General features: G+C 61.4%; 17 protein-coding genes. 10 read left to right on the top strand and 7 right to left on the bottom strand.

Annotated features, from left to right (window positions below):
- Positions 1 to 71 precede the first annotated feature (71 nt).
- Positions 72 to 485 carry an Hsp20 family protein gene (locus tag PG896_RS03530; protein ID WP_010672291.1) on the bottom strand — a complete coding sequence of 138 codons (414 nt, stop codon included), beginning with the start codon at positions 483 to 485 and terminating at the stop codon, positions 72 to 74.
- A gap of 256 nt (positions 486 to 741) precedes the next feature.
- Between PG896_RS03530 and PG896_RS03535 the strand changes: the two genes are divergently transcribed.
- Together PG896_RS03535 and PG896_RS03540 are read left to right on the top strand one after the other, a co-directional pair.
- Positions 742 to 1,512 carry an MBL fold metallo-hydrolase gene (locus PG896_RS03535; protein WP_103243949.1) on the top strand — a complete coding sequence of 257 codons (771 nt, stop codon included), beginning with the start codon at positions 742 to 744 and terminating at the stop codon, positions 1,510 to 1,512.
- A gap of 85 nt (positions 1,513 to 1,597) precedes the next feature.
- Positions 1,598 to 2,563: a GlxA family transcriptional regulator gene (locus PG896_RS03540; RefSeq protein WP_270835385.1), complete on the top strand. Its 966-nt coding sequence runs from the start codon at positions 1,598 to 1,600 to the stop codon at positions 2,561 to 2,563.
- A gap of 103 nt (positions 2,564 to 2,666) precedes the next feature.
- Here the strand turns inward: PG896_RS03540 and gyrB are convergent, their stop codons facing one another.
- The 4 genes from gyrB to dnaA all read right to left on the bottom strand — a co-directional run bounded on the left by gyrB (position 2,667) and on the right by dnaA (position 8,738).
- Complete coding sequence (gene gyrB / locus PG896_RS03545; RefSeq protein ID WP_042016138.1) at positions 2,667 to 5,078, bottom strand: DNA topoisomerase (ATP-hydrolyzing) subunit B; 2,412 nt, start codon at positions 5,076 to 5,078, stop codon at positions 2,667 to 2,669.
- The gene (gene recF / locus PG896_RS03550; RefSeq protein ID WP_113978286.1) at positions 5,075 to 6,178 is read right to left on the bottom strand and encodes a DNA replication/repair protein RecF; all 1,104 of its coding nucleotides are present in this window, start codon (positions 6,176 to 6,178) and stop codon (positions 5,075 to 5,077) included. Before recF ends, gyrB begins: the two co-directional genes overlap by 4 nt.
- 2 nt (positions 6,179 to 6,180) lie before the next feature.
- Positions 6,181 to 7,284, bottom strand: a complete 1,104-nt coding sequence (gene dnaN, locus PG896_RS03555) for a DNA polymerase III subunit beta (protein WP_039040646.1) — start codon at positions 7,282 to 7,284, stop codon at positions 6,181 to 6,183.
- Between the two features lie 83 nt (positions 7,285 to 7,367).
- Positions 7,368 to 8,738 carry a chromosomal replication initiator protein DnaA gene (gene dnaA / locus PG896_RS03560; RefSeq protein ID WP_039040645.1) on the bottom strand — a complete coding sequence of 457 codons (1,371 nt, stop codon included), beginning with the start codon at positions 8,736 to 8,738 and terminating at the stop codon, positions 7,368 to 7,370.
- 310 nt (positions 8,739 to 9,048) lie between these two features.
- On the opposite strand from dnaA, the gene PG896_RS03565 reads away from it, so the two are divergent.
- The 8 genes from PG896_RS03565 to mnmE all read left to right on the top strand — a co-directional run bounded on the left by PG896_RS03565 (position 9,049) and on the right by mnmE (position 15,324).
- A complete protein-coding gene (locus PG896_RS03565; protein ID WP_039040644.1) occupies positions 9,049 to 9,807 on the top strand; it encodes an amino acid ABC transporter substrate-binding protein in 759 nt (252 codons plus the stop codon).
- On the top strand, positions 9,808 to 10,476 hold the full coding sequence (locus PG896_RS03570; protein WP_010672283.1) for an amino acid ABC transporter permease: 669 nt from the start codon (positions 9,808 to 9,810) through the stop codon (positions 10,474 to 10,476).
- A gap of 12 nt (positions 10,477 to 10,488) precedes the next feature.
- Positions 10,489 to 11,223, top strand: coding sequence for an amino acid ABC transporter ATP-binding protein (locus PG896_RS03575; RefSeq protein WP_010672282.1), 735 nt, complete (start codon positions 10,489 to 10,491; stop codon positions 11,221 to 11,223).
- A gap of 269 nt (positions 11,224 to 11,492) precedes the next feature.
- Positions 11,493 to 11,627 (top strand): 50S ribosomal protein L34, encoded by a 135-nt coding sequence (gene rpmH, locus PG896_RS03580; RefSeq protein ID WP_005307156.1) that lies wholly within the window; start codon positions 11,493 to 11,495, stop codon positions 11,625 to 11,627.
- Positions 11,627 to 11,986, top strand: a complete 360-nt coding sequence (gene rnpA / locus PG896_RS03585; RefSeq protein ID WP_043153663.1) for a ribonuclease P protein component — start codon at positions 11,627 to 11,629, stop codon at positions 11,984 to 11,986. Before rpmH ends, rnpA begins: the two co-directional genes overlap by 1 nt.
- Positions 11,953 to 12,201: a membrane protein insertion efficiency factor YidD gene (yidD, locus tag PG896_RS03590; protein ID WP_010672280.1), complete on the top strand. Its 249-nt coding sequence runs from the start codon at positions 11,953 to 11,955 to the stop codon at positions 12,199 to 12,201. The genes rnpA and yidD overlap by 34 nt, the downstream gene beginning before the upstream one ends.
- Positions 12,202 to 12,206: 5 nt before the next feature.
- Positions 12,207 to 13,853 (top strand): membrane protein insertase YidC, encoded by a 1,647-nt coding sequence (gene yidC / locus PG896_RS03595; RefSeq protein ID WP_041214180.1) that lies wholly within the window; start codon positions 12,207 to 12,209, stop codon positions 13,851 to 13,853.
- A 109-nt stretch (positions 13,854 to 13,962) separates the two neighbouring features.
- Positions 13,963 to 15,324: a tRNA uridine-5-carboxymethylaminomethyl(34) synthesis GTPase MnmE gene (mnmE, locus tag PG896_RS03600; RefSeq protein WP_201871696.1), complete on the top strand. Its 1,362-nt coding sequence runs from the start codon at positions 13,963 to 13,965 to the stop codon at positions 15,322 to 15,324.
- Between the two features lie 70 nt (positions 15,325 to 15,394).
- Here the strand turns inward: mnmE and fhuB are convergent, their stop codons facing one another.
- Both fhuB and PG896_RS03610 read right to left on the bottom strand, forming a co-directional pair.
- Positions 15,395 to 17,377, bottom strand: coding sequence for a Fe(3+)-hydroxamate ABC transporter permease FhuB (fhuB, locus tag PG896_RS03605; RefSeq protein ID WP_029313369.1), 1,983 nt, complete (start codon positions 17,375 to 17,377; stop codon positions 15,395 to 15,397).
- The gene (locus PG896_RS03610) at positions 17,374 to 18,276 is read right to left on the bottom strand and encodes an ABC transporter substrate-binding protein (protein ID WP_029313367.1); all 903 of its coding nucleotides are present in this window, start codon (positions 18,274 to 18,276) and stop codon (positions 17,374 to 17,376) included. Before PG896_RS03610 ends, fhuB begins: the two co-directional genes overlap by 4 nt.
- Positions 18,277 to 18,294 lie beyond the last annotated feature (18 nt).

An 18,294-nucleotide genomic window follows, 5' to 3' on the forward strand; every position in this document is an offset into this window, starting at 1 on the left:
AACAGGGTTTACTCTCCACGGGCCCGCCATCGGCACCCGGGAAACATCAGCAATGCAACGAGGTCAGGCTGTCAGCCGTTGATCTCGATCTTGCGGGGCTTCATCGCCTCGGGCACTTCGCGCACCAGGTCGATGTGCAGCAGACCGTTCTTCAGGTCGGCCCCCTTCACCCGCACATAGTCGGCCAGCTGGAAGCGACGCTCGAAGCCGCGTTCGGCAATGCCTTGGTAGAGGTAGTTGCGCTCGGTGTCGGCCTGCTTGCTGCCCTTCACCGTCAGCAGATTTTCCTGGAAGCTCAGCTCCAGCTCTTCCTGGGTAAAGCCCGCCACCGCCATGCTGATGCGGTAGTCGCTGTCACCCAGCTGCTCGATGTTGTAGGGGGGATATCCGGCATTGCCATTGCTGGCGGCAGATTCGATGAGAGTGGCCAGACGATCGAAACCGATGGCAGAACGATAGAGCGGAGAAAAGTCGATAGAACGCATAGTATTACCCTCTTGTGAGCGATAACGGATTGTTTGCCCTCCTGATGGACGGGCGCCTGGTCGAAACCTCTGTCGAGCGTTCCGGCCTTGTTATCTATATAGGGGCCAGCATTTGGCTTTCAAGGGGTAAAAACAAAAGAAATGCAGGCCATCAAGAATGGCCCGATTAGATCGATAATAGGCCTGCGGGCCACTCATGATCCGTCCCTCATCCCTCCATACTGGCCGTGTCCCCAACGAGAAACCGGAGCACGCCATGAAGATTACCCAGGTTCGCAACGCCACCCTGCTCATCCACTACGCAGGAACCCGCTTCCTCATCGACCCCATGCTGGCCCCCAAGGGGAGCTACCCCGGCTTCGAAGGCATGGCCAACAGCCATCTTCGCAACCCCCTGGTCGAGCTGCCGCTGCCCATGGCGACCCTGCTGGAGGTGGATGCGGTGATTGTCACCCATGACCATCTGGATCACTGGGACGATGTCGCGAAAGCGAAGATCCCCAGGCACCTTCCCCTGTTCGTGCAGCATCAGAAAGATGCCGACACCATGAGGGGATGCGGCTTCGAGGATGTGCGCCTGCTGGGCGAGGTCGGCGAGTTCGCCGGCATCCGCCTGCAACAGACGGAAGGCCGGCACGGCAGCGATAGCATCATGGCCCTGCTGGGGGATCGCCTTGGCGAGGTCAGCGGAGTGGTCTTCTCCCATCCCGCCGAAAAGACCCTCTATCTGGCCGGCGACACCGTCTGGAATGCCCAGGTTGAACAAGCGCTGCACAGGCACCAACCCGAGGTTGTCGTCCTCAACTGCGGCGATGCCCAGGTGACGGGTCTGGGCGCCATCATCATGGGCAAGGAGGATGTGGCCGCCGTCTATCAGGCCGCCCCGCAGGCCACCCTGATCGCCAGCCACATGGAGGCGGTCAATCATGCCCTGCTGTCCCGGCGGGAGCTGCGCGACTACCTGGACAGCCAGGGGATGGCCGCCCGGGTACGGGTGCCCGAGGATGGCGACACCATGGTGCTCTGAGCGAGAGGCCGGGCACCACATGGCTCTTCGGCTTTCTGTTGCTGCCCCGTATGATGGGGATCCGAGTGCAAAGGAGTCTTCAACCATGCCCCGTCCTCTCATCGTCGCCGTCATCACCTTCGATCACTTCAGCCCCTTTCACTGCTCGGTGCCCTGCCTCATCTTTGGCGACAAGATGATGCCGGGCCAGTCGTTGTTCGAGCTGAGACTCTGCGCCGGGGATGACACGCGGCAACCCGCCTCCTCCCAGGGCTTTCGCATGGAGGCCGACTATGGCCTGGAGGGTCTGCTGGAGGCGGATATCATCATCATCCCCTTCTGGCGCGATCCGGCCGAGCGCCCCGCCCAAGCCTTGCTCGATGCCCTGGTTGCCGCCCGGATCAGGGGAGCCCAGATCGTGGGGCTCTGTCTCGGCACCTATGTGCTGGCCTATGCCGGCCTGCTGGACGGGCGCGGTGCCGCCACCCACTGGGAATTTGAACAGGAGTTCGTCCAGCGCTTCCCCCGGGTGCGGCTCGATACCAATGCCCTCTACGTCGACGACGACGGGCTCATCACCTCGGCTGGCACCGCCGCCAGCCTGGACTGCTGCCTCTATCTGGTGCGCCAGCATCACGGCAGCCAGATTGCCAACAAGCTGGCCAGGCGGCTGGTGGTGCCTCCCCACCGGGAGGGTGGCCAGGCCCAGTTCATCGAGCAGCCGGTGCCCGCCACCACCCGGGATGCCAGGATCAACCAGCTGTTCGATCACCTGCGCCTGCACCTGGCCGCGCCCCACACCCTGGATAGCCTGGCGGAACATTGCATGATGAGCCGACGCACCTTTAGCCGCCGCTTCCAGCTCGCCACCGGTCTCTCCCTCGGGGAGTGGCTGATGGCGGAGCGCCTGCGCCGCAGCCAGACGCTGCTGGAGTCCTGCTCCCACACCGTGGAACGCATCGCCGAACTGGTGGGGCTCGGGTCTGCCACCATATTGAGCAAGCACTTTCGCGCCCGCTTCGGGGTGTCGCCGCGGGAGTGGCGCCGCACCTTTCGCGGTGACAGAGTCTAGGTCTAGGCCCCTCATGTTTCACGTGGAACGCGCCCTCTTCCTTGCCCCAGAAAACAAAAAGCCGCTCACGAGGAGCGGCTTTTGATGGTTGTCGGACCGTCTATTAGACGTCGAGGTTGGCAACCCGCAGCGCGTTGGTCTCGATGAAGTCGCGACGGGGCTCTACGGCATCCCCCATCAGGGTGGAGAAGAGCTGGTCGGCGCCGACCGCGTCGTCGATGGTGACACGCAGCATGCGACGGGCTTCCGGATCCATGGTGGTTTCCCACAGCTGCTCCGGGTTCATCTCCCCCAGCCCTTTATAGCGCTGGATGTAGATGCCACGCTTGCCTTCGCCCATCAGCCACTCGACCGCTTCAACGAAGCTGGCGACCGGCTTCACCTTCTCACCACGCTTGATGTAACCGCCTTCCTCGATCAGATTGGCGATCTCCTTGCCCAGGGAGACCAGCTGACGGTACTCGGAGGATTGCAGGAAGTCGTAGCTGAGCGGGTATTCGCGGTCGACCCCGTGCTGGCGTACCACGGCGTGGGGCACGAACAGGCTGCGCTCCTCGTCGCGGCGTACCTGCATCTGGTACTGGATGCCGTGGTTGCTCTCGTTGAGCACGGCCTCCATGCTCTGGCACCAGGCCTGCAGATCGCTCTCGCTGGCCAGCAGGGTTTCGTTCAACTCAGGCTGATAGATCAGCTGGGTCAGCACGGCTTCCGGGGCGCGACGGGACATGCGGGTGATCAGGTGAGTCACGGAGCGATGCTGGTTGACCAGACGCTCCAGCGCCTCGCCACCGATGGCCGGGGCAGATTCGTTGACGTGCAGGGTCGCACCGTCCAGCGCCATGGCGGTCTGGTACTGCAACAATGCGTCTTCGTCTTTCAGGTACTGCTCCTGCTTGCCCTTCTTCACCTTGTAGAGCGGCGGCTGGGCGATGAAGACATAGCCACGCTCGATGATTTCCGGCATCTGACGATAGAAGAAGGTCAGCAGCAGGGTACGGATGTGCGCACCATCGACGTCCGCATCGGTCATGATGATGATGTTGTGATAGCGCAGCTTGTCCGGGTTGTACTCGTCGCGACCGATGCCACAGCCCAGAGCGGTGATCAGGGTGCCCACCTCCTGGGAGGAGATCATCTTGTCGAAACGGGCCTTCTCCACGTTCAGGATCTTGCCCTTGAGGGGCAGGATGGCCTGGTTCTTCCGGTTGCGACCCTGCTTGGCGGAGCCGCCAGCAGAGTCCCCTTCCACGATGTAGAGTTCGGAGAGCGCCGGGTCTTTCTCCTGACAGTCCGCCAGCTTGCCGGGCAGACCGGCGATATCCAGCGCGCCCTTGCGGCGAGTCAGTTCGCGGGCCTTGCGGGCCGCTTCGCGGGCACGGGCCGCATCGATGATCTTGTTGACCACGATCTTGGCGTCGCCCGGGTTCTCCAGCAGGAAGTCTGCCAGCTTCTCGCCCATCGCCTGTTCCACGGCGGTCTTCACCTCGGACGAGACCAGCTTGTCCTTGGTCTGGGAGGAGAACTTGGGGTCAGGCACCTTGACGGAGATAACGGCAATCAGACCTTCACGGACATCGTCACCACTGGCGGCGGACTTGGCCTTCTTGCTGTAGTCCTCCTTGTCCATGTAGTTGTTCAGCGTCCGGGTCAACGCGGTACGGAAGCCCACCAGGTGGGTACCGCCATCCCGCTGCGGAATGTTGTTGGTGAAGCAGTAGACCCCTTCCTGATAGGCGTCGTTCCACTGCATGGCGACTTCGACACCGATGCCGTCCTGCTCTGTGGTGAAGTGGAACACCTTGGGGTGAATCGGGGTCTTGTTCTGGTTCAGGTACTCGACGAAGGCCTTGATGCCCCCTTCGTAGCAGAAGTGCGCCTCGCGGCCGTCACGCTCGTCCATCAGACGGATGGAGACGCCGGAGTTGAGGAAGGAGAGCTCGCGCAGACGCTTGGCCAGGATCTCGTAATGGAACAGGGTGTCGCTGAAGATGGTCGGGCTCGGCCAGAAGCGGACTTCGGTCCCGGTGCCGGTGCTGTCACCAATCTGCTTGAGGGGTGCCTGCGGCTCGCCCAGGTGATAGGTCTGCTCGTAGACATGACCGTTGCGGCGGATGGTCAGCAGCAGCTTGTCGGAAAGCGCGTTCACCACGGAAACGCCCACACCGTGCAGACCGCCGGACACCTTGTAGGAGTTGTCATCGAATTTGCCGCCGGCGTGCAGCACGGTCATGATGACTTCGGCGGCGGAGCGGCCCTCTTCCGGGTGGATGTCCACCGGAATGCCGCGACCGTTGTCGCGCACGGAGACGGAGCCGTCGGAATGGATCTTGACCTGGATATCGGAGCAGTAGCCAGCCAGAGCCTCGTCGATGGAGTTGTCGACGACCTCGAACACCATGTGGTGCAGGCCCGATCCATCGTCCGTATCGCCGATATACATCCCCGGGCGCTTGCGGACCGCATCCAGGCCCTTGAGCACCTTGATATTCGAGGAGTCGTAAGTATTTTCACTCATAGCTTACTCTCTGCCTTCTCTAACGTTTCGGAGATCTTGCCTTGTTCCACGTGGAACAGCTTGCAGTCACTCGCATCCATCATGTCTGCGAGCTGACCGGTATCGATGGCGGTGATGAACACCTGGGACGCGCACTGCTTCAGCCTTGCGGCCAGCAGACGACGTTTGTCGACATCCAGTTCAGAGGCAAAATCATCAATTAAAAAAATACAGCCGCGGCTGCTATGTTGATTCAAATAGAGCCCTTGAGCCAGCCGCATGGCACAGACCAGCAACTTCAGCTGACCCCTGGACAAAACATCCTGCGCGGGGACGCCGTTCGCCTTGAGCCGCACGTCCGCCTTCTGCGGACCGACCCCAGTGTACCCCAGCGAACGATCCCGTTCGAACCCCGCCTCCAGCAATGCATCGAGGGGAGTGTCTTTTTCCCAGCCTCGATAGAATCCAAGACTGATATCGAACTCCGGCAGAAAATCTGCCGTCATCTCCTTGATCAGGGGCGTAATGGCCTGACAATAACTGGCGCGAAACCCCGCCAGCTCGCCGCCCAGTCGCACCAGCTCCTGATCCCAGAACGCCAGTTGACGATACTGGGTGCTCTGGCGCAGCAAGGCATTGCGCTGCTTCAGCAGCCGACGCACCCGCCCCCAGAGGGAGAAGAAGGTCGGCTCCTGATGGAAAACACCCCAGTCGAGCCAGGCCCGGCGAGCCTGGGGCCCACCGGTCAGCAGGCTGAAACCATCCGGGTGGATCAACTGTACCGGCAACAGCTCCGCCAGATCGGCCAGGCGCTGGGCCTGGGCACCGGCGATCTTGAGCTGGGTTTCGCCCCCCTTGTCCTTGGCAAGCCCGATGGGCACCTGACGCCCCTCCAGCTCGCACTGGGCAAACAGGGTAAAGGCCCGCTCGCCCTGGCGGATGACCCGCCCGGTCAAATGGGTACGAAACGAGCGGCCGAGACCAAGGTAATGAATGGCTTCCAGCACGCTGGTCTTGCCGCTGCCGTTGCTCCCGACCAGGATATTGAGGCCGGGAGACAGCGCGAGACTGGCGTGCTGAATGTTGCGAAAGTCGCTGAGCTGGAGTTTGACCAGGGACACGACTAGATCCGCATCGGCATCACCACGTACTGGGCATCTTGGTTCTCAAAATCCTCAATAATGGCGCTGCTGATGGAATCGCTCAGGCTGATCCGGATTTGGTCACATTTTAACGTATTCAACACGTCCAGCACATAGGAGACGTTGAAGCCGATCTCCATCTCGCCAGCGGCGTATTGTACGTCAAGCAGCTCTTCGGCTTCTTCCTGTTCCGGGTTGTTGGCGGTGATGCGCAGCAGGTTTTCCTGCAGATTGAGACGCACCCCACGGAATTTCTCGTTGGAGAGGATGGCGGCACGGGCAAAGGCCTGGCGCAGATCCTCGCGACCGGCGATCAGGGCCTTGTCGCTCCCTCTCGGGATGACGCGGCGCCAGTCCGGGAAACGACCATCCACCAGCTTGGAGGTGAAGATGAAGCCATCCAGGGCGGCGCGCAGGTTGCTGCGGCCCACTTGCAGCCGTACCGGCTTGTCTTCTGCTTCCAGCAGGCGCACCAGCTCCAGCACCCCTTTGCGCGGCAGGATGACCTGATGATCGGGCAACGATTCCCCCACCACCTCGCGGCGGCAGGTGGCCAGCCGGTGACCGTCCGTCGCCACGGTACGCAGGCCATGTCCTTCGCTCTCGAACAGCATGCCGTTCAGGTAGTAGCGCACGTCCTGGCTCGCCATGGAGAACTGGGTCGCGTCGATGAGTTTTTTCAGCTCCAGCTGGCTGATGTCGAACTCGAGCACGGATTCCCAATCCTCGATGTTCGGATATTCGGTCGCCGGCAGGGTCGACAGGTTGAAGCGGGAGCGGCCGGAACGGATGATGAGGCGCTCTCCCTCGGTGCTGAGGCGGATCTCCGCCCCCTCCGGCAGACCGCGACAGATGTCCAGCAACTTGCGCGCCGGCACAGTGGTGCGGCCATCCTGGCTGTCGCTGTTGAGATAGACCTGTCCGATCATCTCCACCTCGAGATCGGTCCCGGTCAGCGACAGCAGGCCATTGCTGACATCGAGCAGGACGTTGCCGAGGATGGGCAGGGTCGGCCGGCCACCCAGGGCACCGGACACCAGTTGCAGGGGACGTAACAGGGCCTCACGGCTAATTTCGAGCTGCATCTGTGCTCTCCGTTGTTATTGGGAGGAAAGGATTCGGATCAGGCTGGAACATGCAATCTGCATCTGTGCACTCCGTTCCGTTATCAGGAAGAAAGGGTACGGATCAGGTTGGAATAGTCTTCCTTGATGTCGTGACTCTCTTCCTTCAGCTGCTCGATCTTGCGGCAGGCATGAAGAACCGTGGTGTGGTCACGGCCACCAAAGGCATCCCCTATCTCAGGCAAGCTGTGGTTGGTCAGCTCCTTGGCCAGCGCCATCGCCAGCTGGCGCGGGCGGGCAACGGAACGGGATCGACGCTTGGAGAGCAGATCCGCCAGCTTGATCTTGTAGTACTCCGCCACCGTCTTCTGGATGTTGTCGATGGTGACCAGCTTCTCCTGCAAGGCCAGGAGATCGCGCAGCGCCTCGCGCACGAAGTCGATGTTGATGGCGCGGCCGGTGAAGTTGGCGTTGGCGATCACCCGGTTGAGGGCGCCTTCCAGTTCACGGACGTTGGAGCGAAGTCGTTTGGCGATGAAGAAGGCCACTTCGTCCGGCAGATGGATCTGGTTCTCGTCCGCCTTGCGCATCAGGATGGCAACCCGGGTCTCCAGCTCGGGCGGCTCGATCGCCACCGTGAGTCCCCAGCCGAAGCGGGACTTGAGACGATCTTCCACCCCGTTGATCTCTTTCGGATAGCGGTCCGAGGTCAGAATGATCTGCTGGTTCCCTTCAAGCAGGGCATTGAAGGTGTGGAAGAACTCCTCCTGGGAGCGCTCCTTGTTGGCGAAGAACTGGATGTCATCGATGAGCAGGGCATCGACGCTACGGTAATAACGCTTGAACTCTTCAATGGCGTTATTCTGCAGCGCCTTCACCATGTCCTGCACGAACCGTTCGGAGTGCATGTAGATGACTTTGGCGTCTTTCTTGCGATCCTTGATGGCATTGCCAACGGCGTGCAACAGGTGGGTCTTGCCCAGGCCGGTGCCGCCATAGAGGAACAGCGGGTTGTAGGCACCACCCGGATTGTCGGCCACCTGACGGGCGGCCGCACGGGCCAGCTGGTTGGACTTACCCTCGACGAAATTCTCGAAGGTATAGTTCACGTTGGTGTTGCTCTTGTGGTTTGGCTCGGGCTTGTTTTCGGCCTTGTTTTCCCAGCTCTTGGGAGAGTTATTCACAGGATCGACACCACGGGCCGGCGCCCTGGCGACCGCGACGGGATGAGGGCGATTGCCGATATCAAAACGCAGGGTAGGCGCATCCGCTCCGCACAGCTCGTTGATGATGCCGTTGACCCGGAGCAGGTACTTGTCGCGTACCCAGTCCAGAACAAAGCGGTTCGGTGCATACAGGGTCAGAGTATTGTCACTCAACTCCGCTTGAAGCGGCCGGATCCACATGCTGAATTCTGCCGAGGGCAACTCATCTTGCAGCCGGTTAAGGCACTGCTGCCATAGCGAAGCAGTCACTCTAGACTCCCGTCAATTGATTAAGTAAAGACCGGCTATTCTACGTTTTTAGTGGCCGGATCTCCAGTTGCTGCCGCACGGATCCAGCAAATAAGATCCTTGACTTTCAAGGATCCAACGCCCCAGGATCCCATTTCATCCCCAAAGTTACCCACAGCCGGATATCGGCAATGTGGACAGAATGGCGTGCTGCAACCATAGTTATTTTATATAACCAAATATCATTTATTTTTTATATTTTATTCCAATAACATCAGCGCCAACCCGTGATTACAACTAAAAATACAGCACTACAGAGAGAGGAATCCCCATGAAATCCACCATCAAACTGATTTCCGGCGCCGCCATTCTGCTGGCCAGCCTGTCCGGCCAGGCCATCGCCCAGGAAACCATCAAGGTCGGCATGTCCGGCAAATATTTCCCGTTCACCTTCGTCAAGCAGGACAAGCTGCAGGGCTTCGAGGTGGACATGTGGAACCAGATCGGTGAGCGCACCGGCTACAAGGTCGAGTTCGTGACCGCCAGCTTCTCCGGCCTGTTCGGCATGCTGGAAACCGGCCGCGTCGACACCATCTCCAACCAGATCACCATCACCGACGAGCGCAAGGCCAAGTACGCCTTCTCCCAGCCCTATGTCTATGACGGTGCTCAGATCGTGGTCCGCAAGGGCAACAACACCATCCACGGCATCAAAGACCTGGAAGGCAAGAAAGTCGCCGTCAACCTGGGCTCCAACTTCGAAGAGCTGCTGCGCAAGAACGACCCCAACAAGAAGATCGATATCCGTACCTATGACTCCGCCTTCGAGCAGGATGTCGCCCTGGGCCGCATCGACGCCTTCGTGATGGACCGCGTCTCCACCGCCCAGCTGATCAAGGAATCCAAGCTGCCGCTGCAACAGGCTGGTGCACCGTTCGAAACCATCGAGAACGCCCTGCCCTTCCTGAAGACCCCGGAAAAGCAGGCCGTGCTGAAAAAGGTTGACGATGCCCTCACCGCCATGCGCAAAGACGGCACCCTGACCAAAATCTCCGAAAAATGGTTCGCAGCGGACATCACCAGCAAATAAATGATGGAATTTGACCTCGAGTACACGCTAGGGCTGTTTCCCATCCTGCTCAAATACCTGGGCACCACGATGGAAATGGCCCTGTGGGGATTCGTATTGGCACTCGTACTGTCGCTGATCCTGGCGATAGTACGGGTGTTTCGCGTTCCCGCACTTCACTGGCTGGCGATGCTGTATATCTCGTTCTTCCGGGGTACACCGCTGCTCGTCCAGCTGTTCCTGCTCTATTACGGGCTGCCGCAGCTCTTCCCCATCTTCGTGGGGATGGATGCCTTTACCGCCGCCATCATCGGCCTGACCCTGCACTTCGCCGCCTACATGGCAGAGTCGATCCGGGCAGCCATTCTCGGCATCCACAAGAGCCAGATGGAAGCCGCCCTCAGTATCGGCATGAGCCGGCTGCAGGCGATGCAGCGGATCATCCTGCCCCAGGCTGCCCGCATCGCGACACCATCGTTGATGAACTACTTCATCGACATGATCAAGAGCACCTCCCTGGCGTTTACCCTGGGAGTGGCGGAGATCATGGGCAAAGCCCAGATGGAAGCGGCCTCCTCCTTCAAGTTCTTCGAGAGCTTCATGGCGGTGGCGCTGATCTACTGGGTGGTGGTCATCTTCTTCACCCGCTTGCAGCATCTGCTGGAAGTGCGGCTGAACCGTGCTTATTAAAGGAGGCCTGTCATGATCAACCTAACGGGTCTCTCCAAGGCCTATGACGGAAATCAGGTGCTCAACGGCATCGATCTTGAGGTAAAGAAGGGGGAGATTGTCGTCATCATCGGTCCTTCCGGTACCGGCAAGTCGACTCTGCTGCGCTGTCTCAACCTGCTGGAAACCCCGGATGCAGGGCGGCTCGTCATCGATGACCTCGCCGTGGATCTGGCCAAGGCCAGCGACCAGCAGGCCATCGAACTGCGCAAACGCGCCTCTTTCGTGTTCCAGAACTACGCCCTGTTCGCCAACAAGACGGCGCTGGACAACATCGCCGAGGGGCTGATCACCGTCTGGAAGCAGCCGAAGGCGGAGGCTCGTGCCACTGCCCTGGGCATCCTCAAGGACATCGGCCTCGCCGAGAAACAGGATGCCTACCCGGCCTCCCTCTCCGGCGGCCAGCAACAGCGCGTCGGCATCGGCCGGGCCATGGCGGCCCACTCCAAGGTGATCCTGTTTGACGAGCCCACCTCCGCCCTCGATCCCGAGTGGGTCGACGAGGTGCTGGGCCTGATGAAGCAGCTCGCCCGCCAGCACCAGACCATGGTGGTGGTGACCCACGAGATCGAGTTTGCCCGTGATGTCGCCGATCGGGTGATCTTCATGGAAGGAGGCCGGATCGTGGAGCAGGGCCCGCCGGATCAGATATTGGTCGATCCGCAGGATCCCCGTACCCGGGAGTTCCTGCGCAAAGTACTTAAATAGCTCTCTCTTTGGCGGCCTGGCCGCCTTTTTTCTTGAGGGATCCTTGTTTAACCCCGGGTTGCCAGTATAATTCGGGGCCCTTGATCCTCCGGATCCTGCCAGATTATCCCGCTCGGTCGACGAACGGGGCGAGATGGAAAGGAACGGCGGATTGACGAGAAGCTGAACTCTGTTTAGAATTCGGCCTCTTTTGCTAGTCGTCACACGCTATAGCTGGCGCGTCGGCTAAGTGTGACAATCAAAACTGTACAGAAATACGGAATCGAATCATGAAACGTACTTTTCAACCGTCCAACCTGAAGCGCAAGCGCTCTCACGGTTTCCGCGCTCGCATGGCTACTGCCAACGGCCGCAAAGTTCTGGCCGCTCGTCGTGCCAAGGGTCGTGCCCGCCTGGTAGTCTAATGCCTACCCAGCACACCTTCTCTCGGGAGTTACGTCTGTTAACTCCCGAACACTTCAAACGCGTTTTCGCCGAGCCTGTCCGGGCCGCTTCTCCGCAAATTACGCTTCTTGCTTGCCCCAACACCCTCGAACACCCCCGTCTTGGCCTTGCCGTGCCCAAAAAGGCGCTCAAGCGTGCCGTCTGGCGCAACCGTGTAAAACGAGTGGTTCGGGAAAGTTTTCGCCTCAATCAAGCCAATCTGCCCGCTATCGACATCGTCGTGATCGCCAAGGGTGGCGTGAAGGAGATGGACAACGAAGCGCTGTTCAAGTTACTGGAAAAGCTATGGCGCACTCTGTCACGCCGTTGCAATGGGTAGCAATCAAACTGATACGCCTGTATCAGCTAATCATTAGTCCCCTGCTCGGGCCGCGCTGCCGTTTCACCCCGACTTGTTCCCAATTTGCGATAGAAGCAATCCGACTTCACGGTTTCATAAAAGGCGTTTGGTTAGCCAGCAAACGTCTATTAAAATGCCATCCCTTATCCGAGGGTGGTTATGACCCGGTTCCGCAACCAAAGCGAAGAAACTGAAGACTATGGAATCACAACGCAATTTACTCCTGATCGGTTTGCTGTTCGTGAGCTTCTTGCTCTGGCAACAGTGGGAGTCCGACAAGGCTCCGAAGCCGGCCCCGACTACCGTGGCCCAAACCGAACATTTCGTACCTGAAGCCGGTCAGACCGGTGATATTCCTCAGGTTTCCGAGCAAGCAAATGGTAACGCCGCGCGCAAGCTGATCACCGTCTCCTCCGACGTGCTCAAATTGACCCTGGACACCCAGGGCGGTGACATCGTCTCTGCCGAACTGCTGGCCCACAAGCTGGAAGAAGGCAAGGAACAGCCGTTCACCCTGCTGACCAGCCAGCCTGCCCACCTCTATGTGGCCCAGAGCGGTCTGGTCGGTCGCGATGGTCCGGACAGCCAGGCCCAGGGTCGTCCCACCTATGAAGCCGCCCAGACCAGCTATCAGCTGGCCGATGGTCAGGATCAAGTCGTCGTTCCGATGACCTGGACCGACAGCAAGGGCGTGGTCTTCACCAAGGAGTTCGTGCTCAAGCGCGGTGATTACGCCGTGGGCGTCGACTACAAGATCGACAACAAGTCTGCCGAGCCGGTCCAGGTACAGTTCTACGGTCAGCTGAAGCAGACCATGACCACGCCGAAGGATCAGGAAGGTCATGCCATGGTGGCCAGTGCCTACCGTGGTGGTGCCTTCTCCAGCGAAGACTCCCGCTACAAGAAGTACACCTTTGACGAGATGAAGGATGCCGACCTGAACAAGACCACCCAGGGTGGTTGGGTCGCCATGCTGCAGCACTACTTCGTCTCTGCCTGGGCCCCGAATGCCAACGACACCAACAGCTTCTACAGCCGCGTGATCCCGGGCAAGGACCAGGCCATCATCGGCTACAAGGCGCCGCTGGTTGACGTCGCTGCCGGCCAGCAGGCCGAAGTGAGCGGCAAGCTGTGGATCGGTCCCAAGCTGCAGGATCAGATGGCCAAGGTGGCAAACCACCTGGATCTGACTGTCGACTACGGCTGGCTCTGGTTCATCGCCCAACCGCTGCACTGGCTGCTGACCGTGTTCCACGGTTTCGTCCAGAACTGGGGTCTGGCCATCATCATGCTGACCCTGCTGGTGCGCGGCATCATGTTCCCGCTGACCAAGGCCCAGTACACCTCCATGGCCAAGATGCGCATGCTCCAGCCCAAGCTGGCTGCGCTCAAGGAACGCTTCGGTGACGATCGTCAGAAGATGTCCCAGGGCATGATGGAGCTGTACAAGAAGGAGAAGGTCAACCCGCTGGGCGGCTGCCTGCCCATCCTGGTACAGATGCCCATCTTCATCGCTCTCTACTGGGCACTGATGGAGTCTGTCGAGCTGCGCCACGCGCCGTTCGCCCTGTGGATCACCGACCTGTCGGTGAAGGACCCCTTCTTCGTGCTGCCAATCCTCATGGGTGCCTCCATGTGGTATCTGCAGAAGATGAGCCCGACCACCATCACGGACCCGATGCAGCAGAAGGTGATGCAGTTCATGCCGATCATCTTCACCTTCATGTTCCTCTGGTTCCCGGCAGGTCTGACTCTGTACTGGCTGGTGAGCAACGTCATCTCCATCATCCAGCAGACCATCATCTATCGTCAGCTGGAGAAGAAAGGCCTGCACTCACGCAACTGATGCGCAGCCCATCTTTCCTGATGACAAAAGAGGCGGCCTTCGGGCCGCCTTTTTTATTACAATGTCCCCCACCCTCTTACTCATTCAGCCAACCAGCGAGTCAAGCAAGATGACAACAGATACCATCGTGGCCCAGGCCACCGCCCCCGGCCGTGGCGGCGTCGGCATAGTCCGCGTCTCCGGCCCTGCCGCCGAGCGGGTCGCCGAGATAGTGCTCGGCAAGCTCCCCAGGGTGCGTTATGCCGAATATCTGCCGTTCAGGGACGAGCAGGGCCAGGCGCTGGATCAGGGCATCGCCCTGCTGTTCAAGGCCCCCAACAGCTTCACCGGCGAAGACGTGCTGGAGCTGCAGGGCCATGGTGGCCCCGTCATTCTCGACATGCTGATCCGCCGCATCCTGCAGATCGACGGCATCCGCCCCGCCCGCCCGGGCGAGTTCAGCGAGCGCGCCTTCCTCAACGACAAGCTGGATCTGGCCCAGGCCGAGGCCATCGCCGATCTCATCGAAGCCTCCAGCGAGCAGGCCGCCCGCAGCGCCATGCACTCCCTGCAGGGGCAGTTCTCCGGCAAGGTTCAGCAGTTGGTGGAGAGCCTCACCCGGCTGCGCATCTATGTGGAAGCGGCCATCGACTTCCCGGATGAAGAGATCGACTTTCTCTCCGACGGCAAGGTGGCGGGTGACCTCTACGCCATCATGTCCGAGCTGGACGACGTGCGCGGCGAGGCTAAGCAGGGCGCCCTGCTACGGGAGGGGATGAAGGTGGTGATCGCCGGTCGTCCCAACGCCGGCAAATCGAGCCTGCTCAACGCCCTCGCAGGCCGCGAGTCCGCCATCGTCACCGAGATCGCCGGTACCACCCGCGACGTGCTGCGCGAGCACATCCATCTGGATGGCATGCCGCTGCACATCATCGACACCGCGGGCCTGCGCGATACCCAGGACAAGGTGGAACAGATCGGCATCGAGCGCGCCTGGGCCGAGATCGAACAGGCCGACCGGGTGCTGTTCATGGTGGACGGCACCACCACGGATGCCGTCGATCCCCACGACATCTGGCCGGAATTCGTTGATCGGTTGCCAAAAAACATCGGCCTCACCGTGGTGCGCAACAAGGCGGACCTGACCGGCGAGGATCTGGCACCGAGCCAGGAGCAGGGCCACGCCGTCTATCGCATCTCCGCCAAGACCGAGCTGGGGCTGCCCGCACTGCGCGAGCACCTCAAGGCCTGCATGGGCTTCCAGGGCAATACCGAGGGGGGCTTCATGGCCCGCCGCCGCCACCTGGACGCACTGGAACACGCCGCCGAGCGGCTGCTGGTAGCCAGGGAGCAGCTTGAGGTCTATGTGGCTGGCGAACTGGTGGCCGAGGAGCTGCGCCTGGCCCAGGAGTCCCTGTCCGAAATCACGGGCGAGTTCAGCTCCGACGATCTGCTGGGCCGCATCTTCTCCAGTTTCTGCATCGGCAAGTAAGTCCGCAGAGCAGGCAATGAAAAGCCCGGGTTCATCCCGGGCTTTTTTTGTGCGCTTTTCATCCACCGACCTAGAGGCGGCGCAGGCACCACATGAAGTAAGCACCCCCTAACAGGGTGGAGACCAGACCGACGGGCACCTCCTGGGGAAAGAGGATCTGCTGGCCGATCCAGTCCGCCGACACCATCAGCAAAGCGCCACAGCCTGCGGCGCCGAGCAGGTGCCAGCGCGCCCTCACCAGCCCCATCAATCTGGCTAGGTGCGGCGCCAGCAGACCGGCAAAGGAGAGCGGGCCTATCACCATGGTGGCACTGGCGGTGAGCACGGCCACCAGCAGCAGGATGGTGAGCTGGGCACGGCCGAGATGGATCCCCAGAGCCGTCGCTACCGCCGGCCCCATGGGCATGAGGTCGAGCCAGCGGCTCGCCAGCAGGCAGGCTGCCAGCATCAGCAGCGCCAACACCACCAGGGCAAGGGCCACCGGCTGGGTGACGTAATAGGTGGAGCCGGACATCCAGGAGAGCAGTTGCTGCACCCGCAGGTCGCCGTTGGCCAGGGCGATGGCCTGCAACGGCTCGAACAGCGCCGTGATGGCGATGCCAGACAGCAGTATCCGCTCCGGCTGGAAGCCGTTGCGCCGGTTGATAAGCACCAGCAGCAACAGGCAGGCGAAGGCGCCCACCAGCCCCCCTAGCAGCATCATGGGCAGCGGCAAGGCGGGCAGCAACAGGGCCGCCGCAATCACCCCCATGAAGGTGCCACCGCTCACCCCCAGCAGCTCGGGGCTCGCCATGGGGTTGTTGCTGACTCGCTGCAACAGGGTGCCAGCCAGCGCCAGCAACACGCCTGCGGCACCCGCAGCCAGCGTGCGCGGCAAGCGCCACTCCAGTTGGGCCTGCCACCGCAGCCAGCTCGGCCAACCCCAGCCGCCCATCCCCTGCCCAAACAACAGGGAGGCGATCACCGCCGCAGCCAGCCCCAACACCATCAGGCCAACAAGGCGAGTCGGCGCCGGATGGCGGGCCAACAACAGAGAGGAGTTCGCCTTAGGCGCACTCTGCTTGATGCCAAGACGCGGGATCAGCCAGAGCAGCAGCGGCGCCCCCAACAGGGCCGTCATGGCGCCGGTCGGGATCAGCACAGGCCAGAACCGGCTCAGGGTCTGCAGCAGCAGATCGGTGGCCGCCAGCAACAGGGCGCCGAGGATGGGTGCCCACAGCAGCCGCTGGGCCAGTTTTCTGACCCCCAGCAGCCGCACCATGGCGGGCGCCGCCAGCCCGATAAAACCGATCAGCCCCACCACGCTCACCACGCAGGCGGTGATGAAGACCGCGAGGCCGAGACCGGCGAATCTCAGGTGCTTGAGAGAGACCCCCAGGCTGCGAGCGCTGGCATCGTCCAGCTCCAGCACTGCCAGCGGGCGCACCAGCACCGCCGCCAGCATCGCGGCCAGCAGCAACCGTGGCAGCAGATAGCCGACGCCGCTCCAGCTGTTCTGGGCCAGAGATCCGCTCCCCCACACCAGCAACCCTTTGAGCTCCTCCTGGAAGAACAGCAGCAATCCCATGCTGATGGCGGCCAGATAGAGGTTGATCACCAGCCCTGCAAAGACGATGACCACGGGATTGAGCTGACGGCGCCAAGCCAGGGCGAAGACCAGCCCCATGGCCAGGCTTCCCCCGGCCATGGCGATCCACTCCCGCCCGATCAGCAGCCAGGAGGGGGCGAGCAGGGTCACCATCATCAGCGCCAGCTGGGCGCCGGAGGCCACCCCCAGGGTGGTGGGCGAGGCCAGGGGATTGCGCAGCACCTGCTGCATCAGGGTACCGGCGAGCCCGAGGGCGGCACCGGCCAGCAGACAAATGGCAAGGCGCGGCAGCCAGCTGAAATGAACCACCGCCTGGCGGGCATCGTCCAGCTCGGGGGAGAACAGGGCCTGCCACCAGAGCGCCCCCGGCAGTTGACGCGCCAGCTCGGCGCAAGCCAGCCCCAGTGTCAGCACCAACAGGCAGAGACCCGGGCGTAGCAGGGGCGAAGAAAGAGAAGAGCTCATTGATTTGATCCCCCGGTTGCTCTGTGGACAGCCTGCTCCCGCAAGGCACCGTCCAGCAGGGTGGCGAAGCGGCGGGCCGCCAATATGCCACCAAAACTCCATGTCGCAGGCAGATGGATCACCGGATTGTTCTGTACCAGCGGGAGATGCTGCCACAATCCAGGCTCCTGAAGTTTTTCACCAACTCCTACGGGCACGGGGTCCACCACCACCAGCCTGGCCTCCGACATCCCGAGAAACTGCTCCAGGCTCGCGACCGAGAATCCCCAGGCATTGGTCTCTCCCTGCCAGGCGTTGCGAAGGCCGAGGCGCTGCATCACTGCCTCGAACAGGCTGCCATGGCCAAACACCCGCACATGGCGCTCATCAATGAATTGCACCACCAGCAAGGGGGGCAGATCGGCGGGCTGCGCCGCCTGCATCTGTTCCAGATCCAGCTCCAGCGCGGCGAGCTGGCGTTCGGCCTCGGTCTCTTTGTTGACCAGGGCGGCTATGGTCAGGGTCGCTTCCCGCAGTCGCAGCCACAGATCGGTGCCCGGTTCATACAGGGCGATAGAGTGCACCGGCGCGATGCGGGAGAGAGTCGGCGCCAGGGGGGCCGCCAGCGGCGAGATGAGAATAAGATCCGGTTTGAGCTCCGCCAACAGTTCCCGGTTGGGCTGGGCACGCAGCCCGATATCGATCACCCCGGCAGGAAGCTGGGGTTCACCGACCCAGGCGCGATAGGGGGCCACATCCCCCACCGCCATCGGGGTGACCCCCAGAGCCAGCAGGGTCTCGGCTATGGTCCAGTCCACTGTGGCGATGCGAGGCGTGGCGCTGGTGGCGTCGGTGGCGGTGACAAGCTGCCCGGCCTCCCCTGCCAGGGGCAGCAGCAGACTGAGCAGACAGGGCGCCATCTTCAATAAACGGTTCAA

The sequence above is a fragment of the Aeromonas sp. QDB30 genome, assembly GCF_027707645.1.
In the GTDB taxonomy this organism is placed as follows: domain Bacteria; phylum Pseudomonadota; class Gammaproteobacteria; order Enterobacterales; family Aeromonadaceae; genus Aeromonas; species Aeromonas caviae.

Excerpts from the sequence above, each read along its gene's own strand:
- PG896_RS03530 (WP_010672291.1), bottom strand. The coding sequence starts at position 485 with ATGCGTTCTATCGACTTTTCTCCGCTCTATCGTTCTGCCATCGGTTTC.
- PG896_RS03535 (WP_103243949.1), top strand. The coding sequence starts at position 742 with ATGAAGATTACCCAGGTTCGCAACGCCACCCTGCTCATCCACTACGCA.
- PG896_RS03540 (WP_270835385.1), top strand. The coding sequence starts at position 1,598 with ATGCCCCGTCCTCTCATCGTCGCCGTCATCACCTTCGATCACTTCAGC.
- gyrB (WP_042016138.1), bottom strand. The coding sequence starts at position 5,078 with ATGAGTGAAAATACTTACGACTCCTCGAATATCAAGGTGCTCAAGGGC.
- dnaN (WP_039040646.1), bottom strand. The coding sequence starts at position 7,284 with ATGCAGCTCGAAATTAGCCGTGAGGCCCTGTTACGTCCCCTGCAACTG.
- PG896_RS03565 (WP_039040644.1), top strand. The coding sequence starts at position 9,049 with ATGAAATCCACCATCAAACTGATTTCCGGCGCCGCCATTCTGCTGGCC.
- PG896_RS03570 (WP_010672283.1), top strand. The coding sequence starts at position 9,808 with ATGATGGAATTTGACCTCGAGTACACGCTAGGGCTGTTTCCCATCCTG.
- PG896_RS03575 (WP_010672282.1), top strand. The coding sequence starts at position 10,489 with ATGATCAACCTAACGGGTCTCTCCAAGGCCTATGACGGAAATCAGGTG.
- rpmH (WP_005307156.1), top strand. The coding sequence starts at position 11,493 with ATGAAACGTACTTTTCAACCGTCCAACCTGAAGCGCAAGCGCTCTCAC.
- rnpA (WP_043153663.1), top strand. The coding sequence starts at position 11,627 with ATGCCTACCCAGCACACCTTCTCTCGGGAGTTACGTCTGTTAACTCCC.
- yidD (WP_010672280.1), top strand. The coding sequence starts at position 11,953 with ATGGCGCACTCTGTCACGCCGTTGCAATGGGTAGCAATCAAACTGATA.
- yidC (WP_041214180.1), top strand. The coding sequence starts at position 12,207 with ATGGAATCACAACGCAATTTACTCCTGATCGGTTTGCTGTTCGTGAGC.
- mnmE (WP_201871696.1), top strand. The coding sequence starts at position 13,963 with ATGACAACAGATACCATCGTGGCCCAGGCCACCGCCCCCGGCCGTGGC.
- fhuB (WP_029313369.1), bottom strand. The coding sequence starts at position 17,377 with ATGAGCTCTTCTCTTTCTTCGCCCCTGCTACGCCCGGGTCTCTGCCTG.
- PG896_RS03610 (WP_029313367.1), bottom strand. The coding sequence starts at position 18,276 with ATGGCGCCCTGTCTGCTCAGTCTGCTGCTGCCCCTGGCAGGGGAGGCC.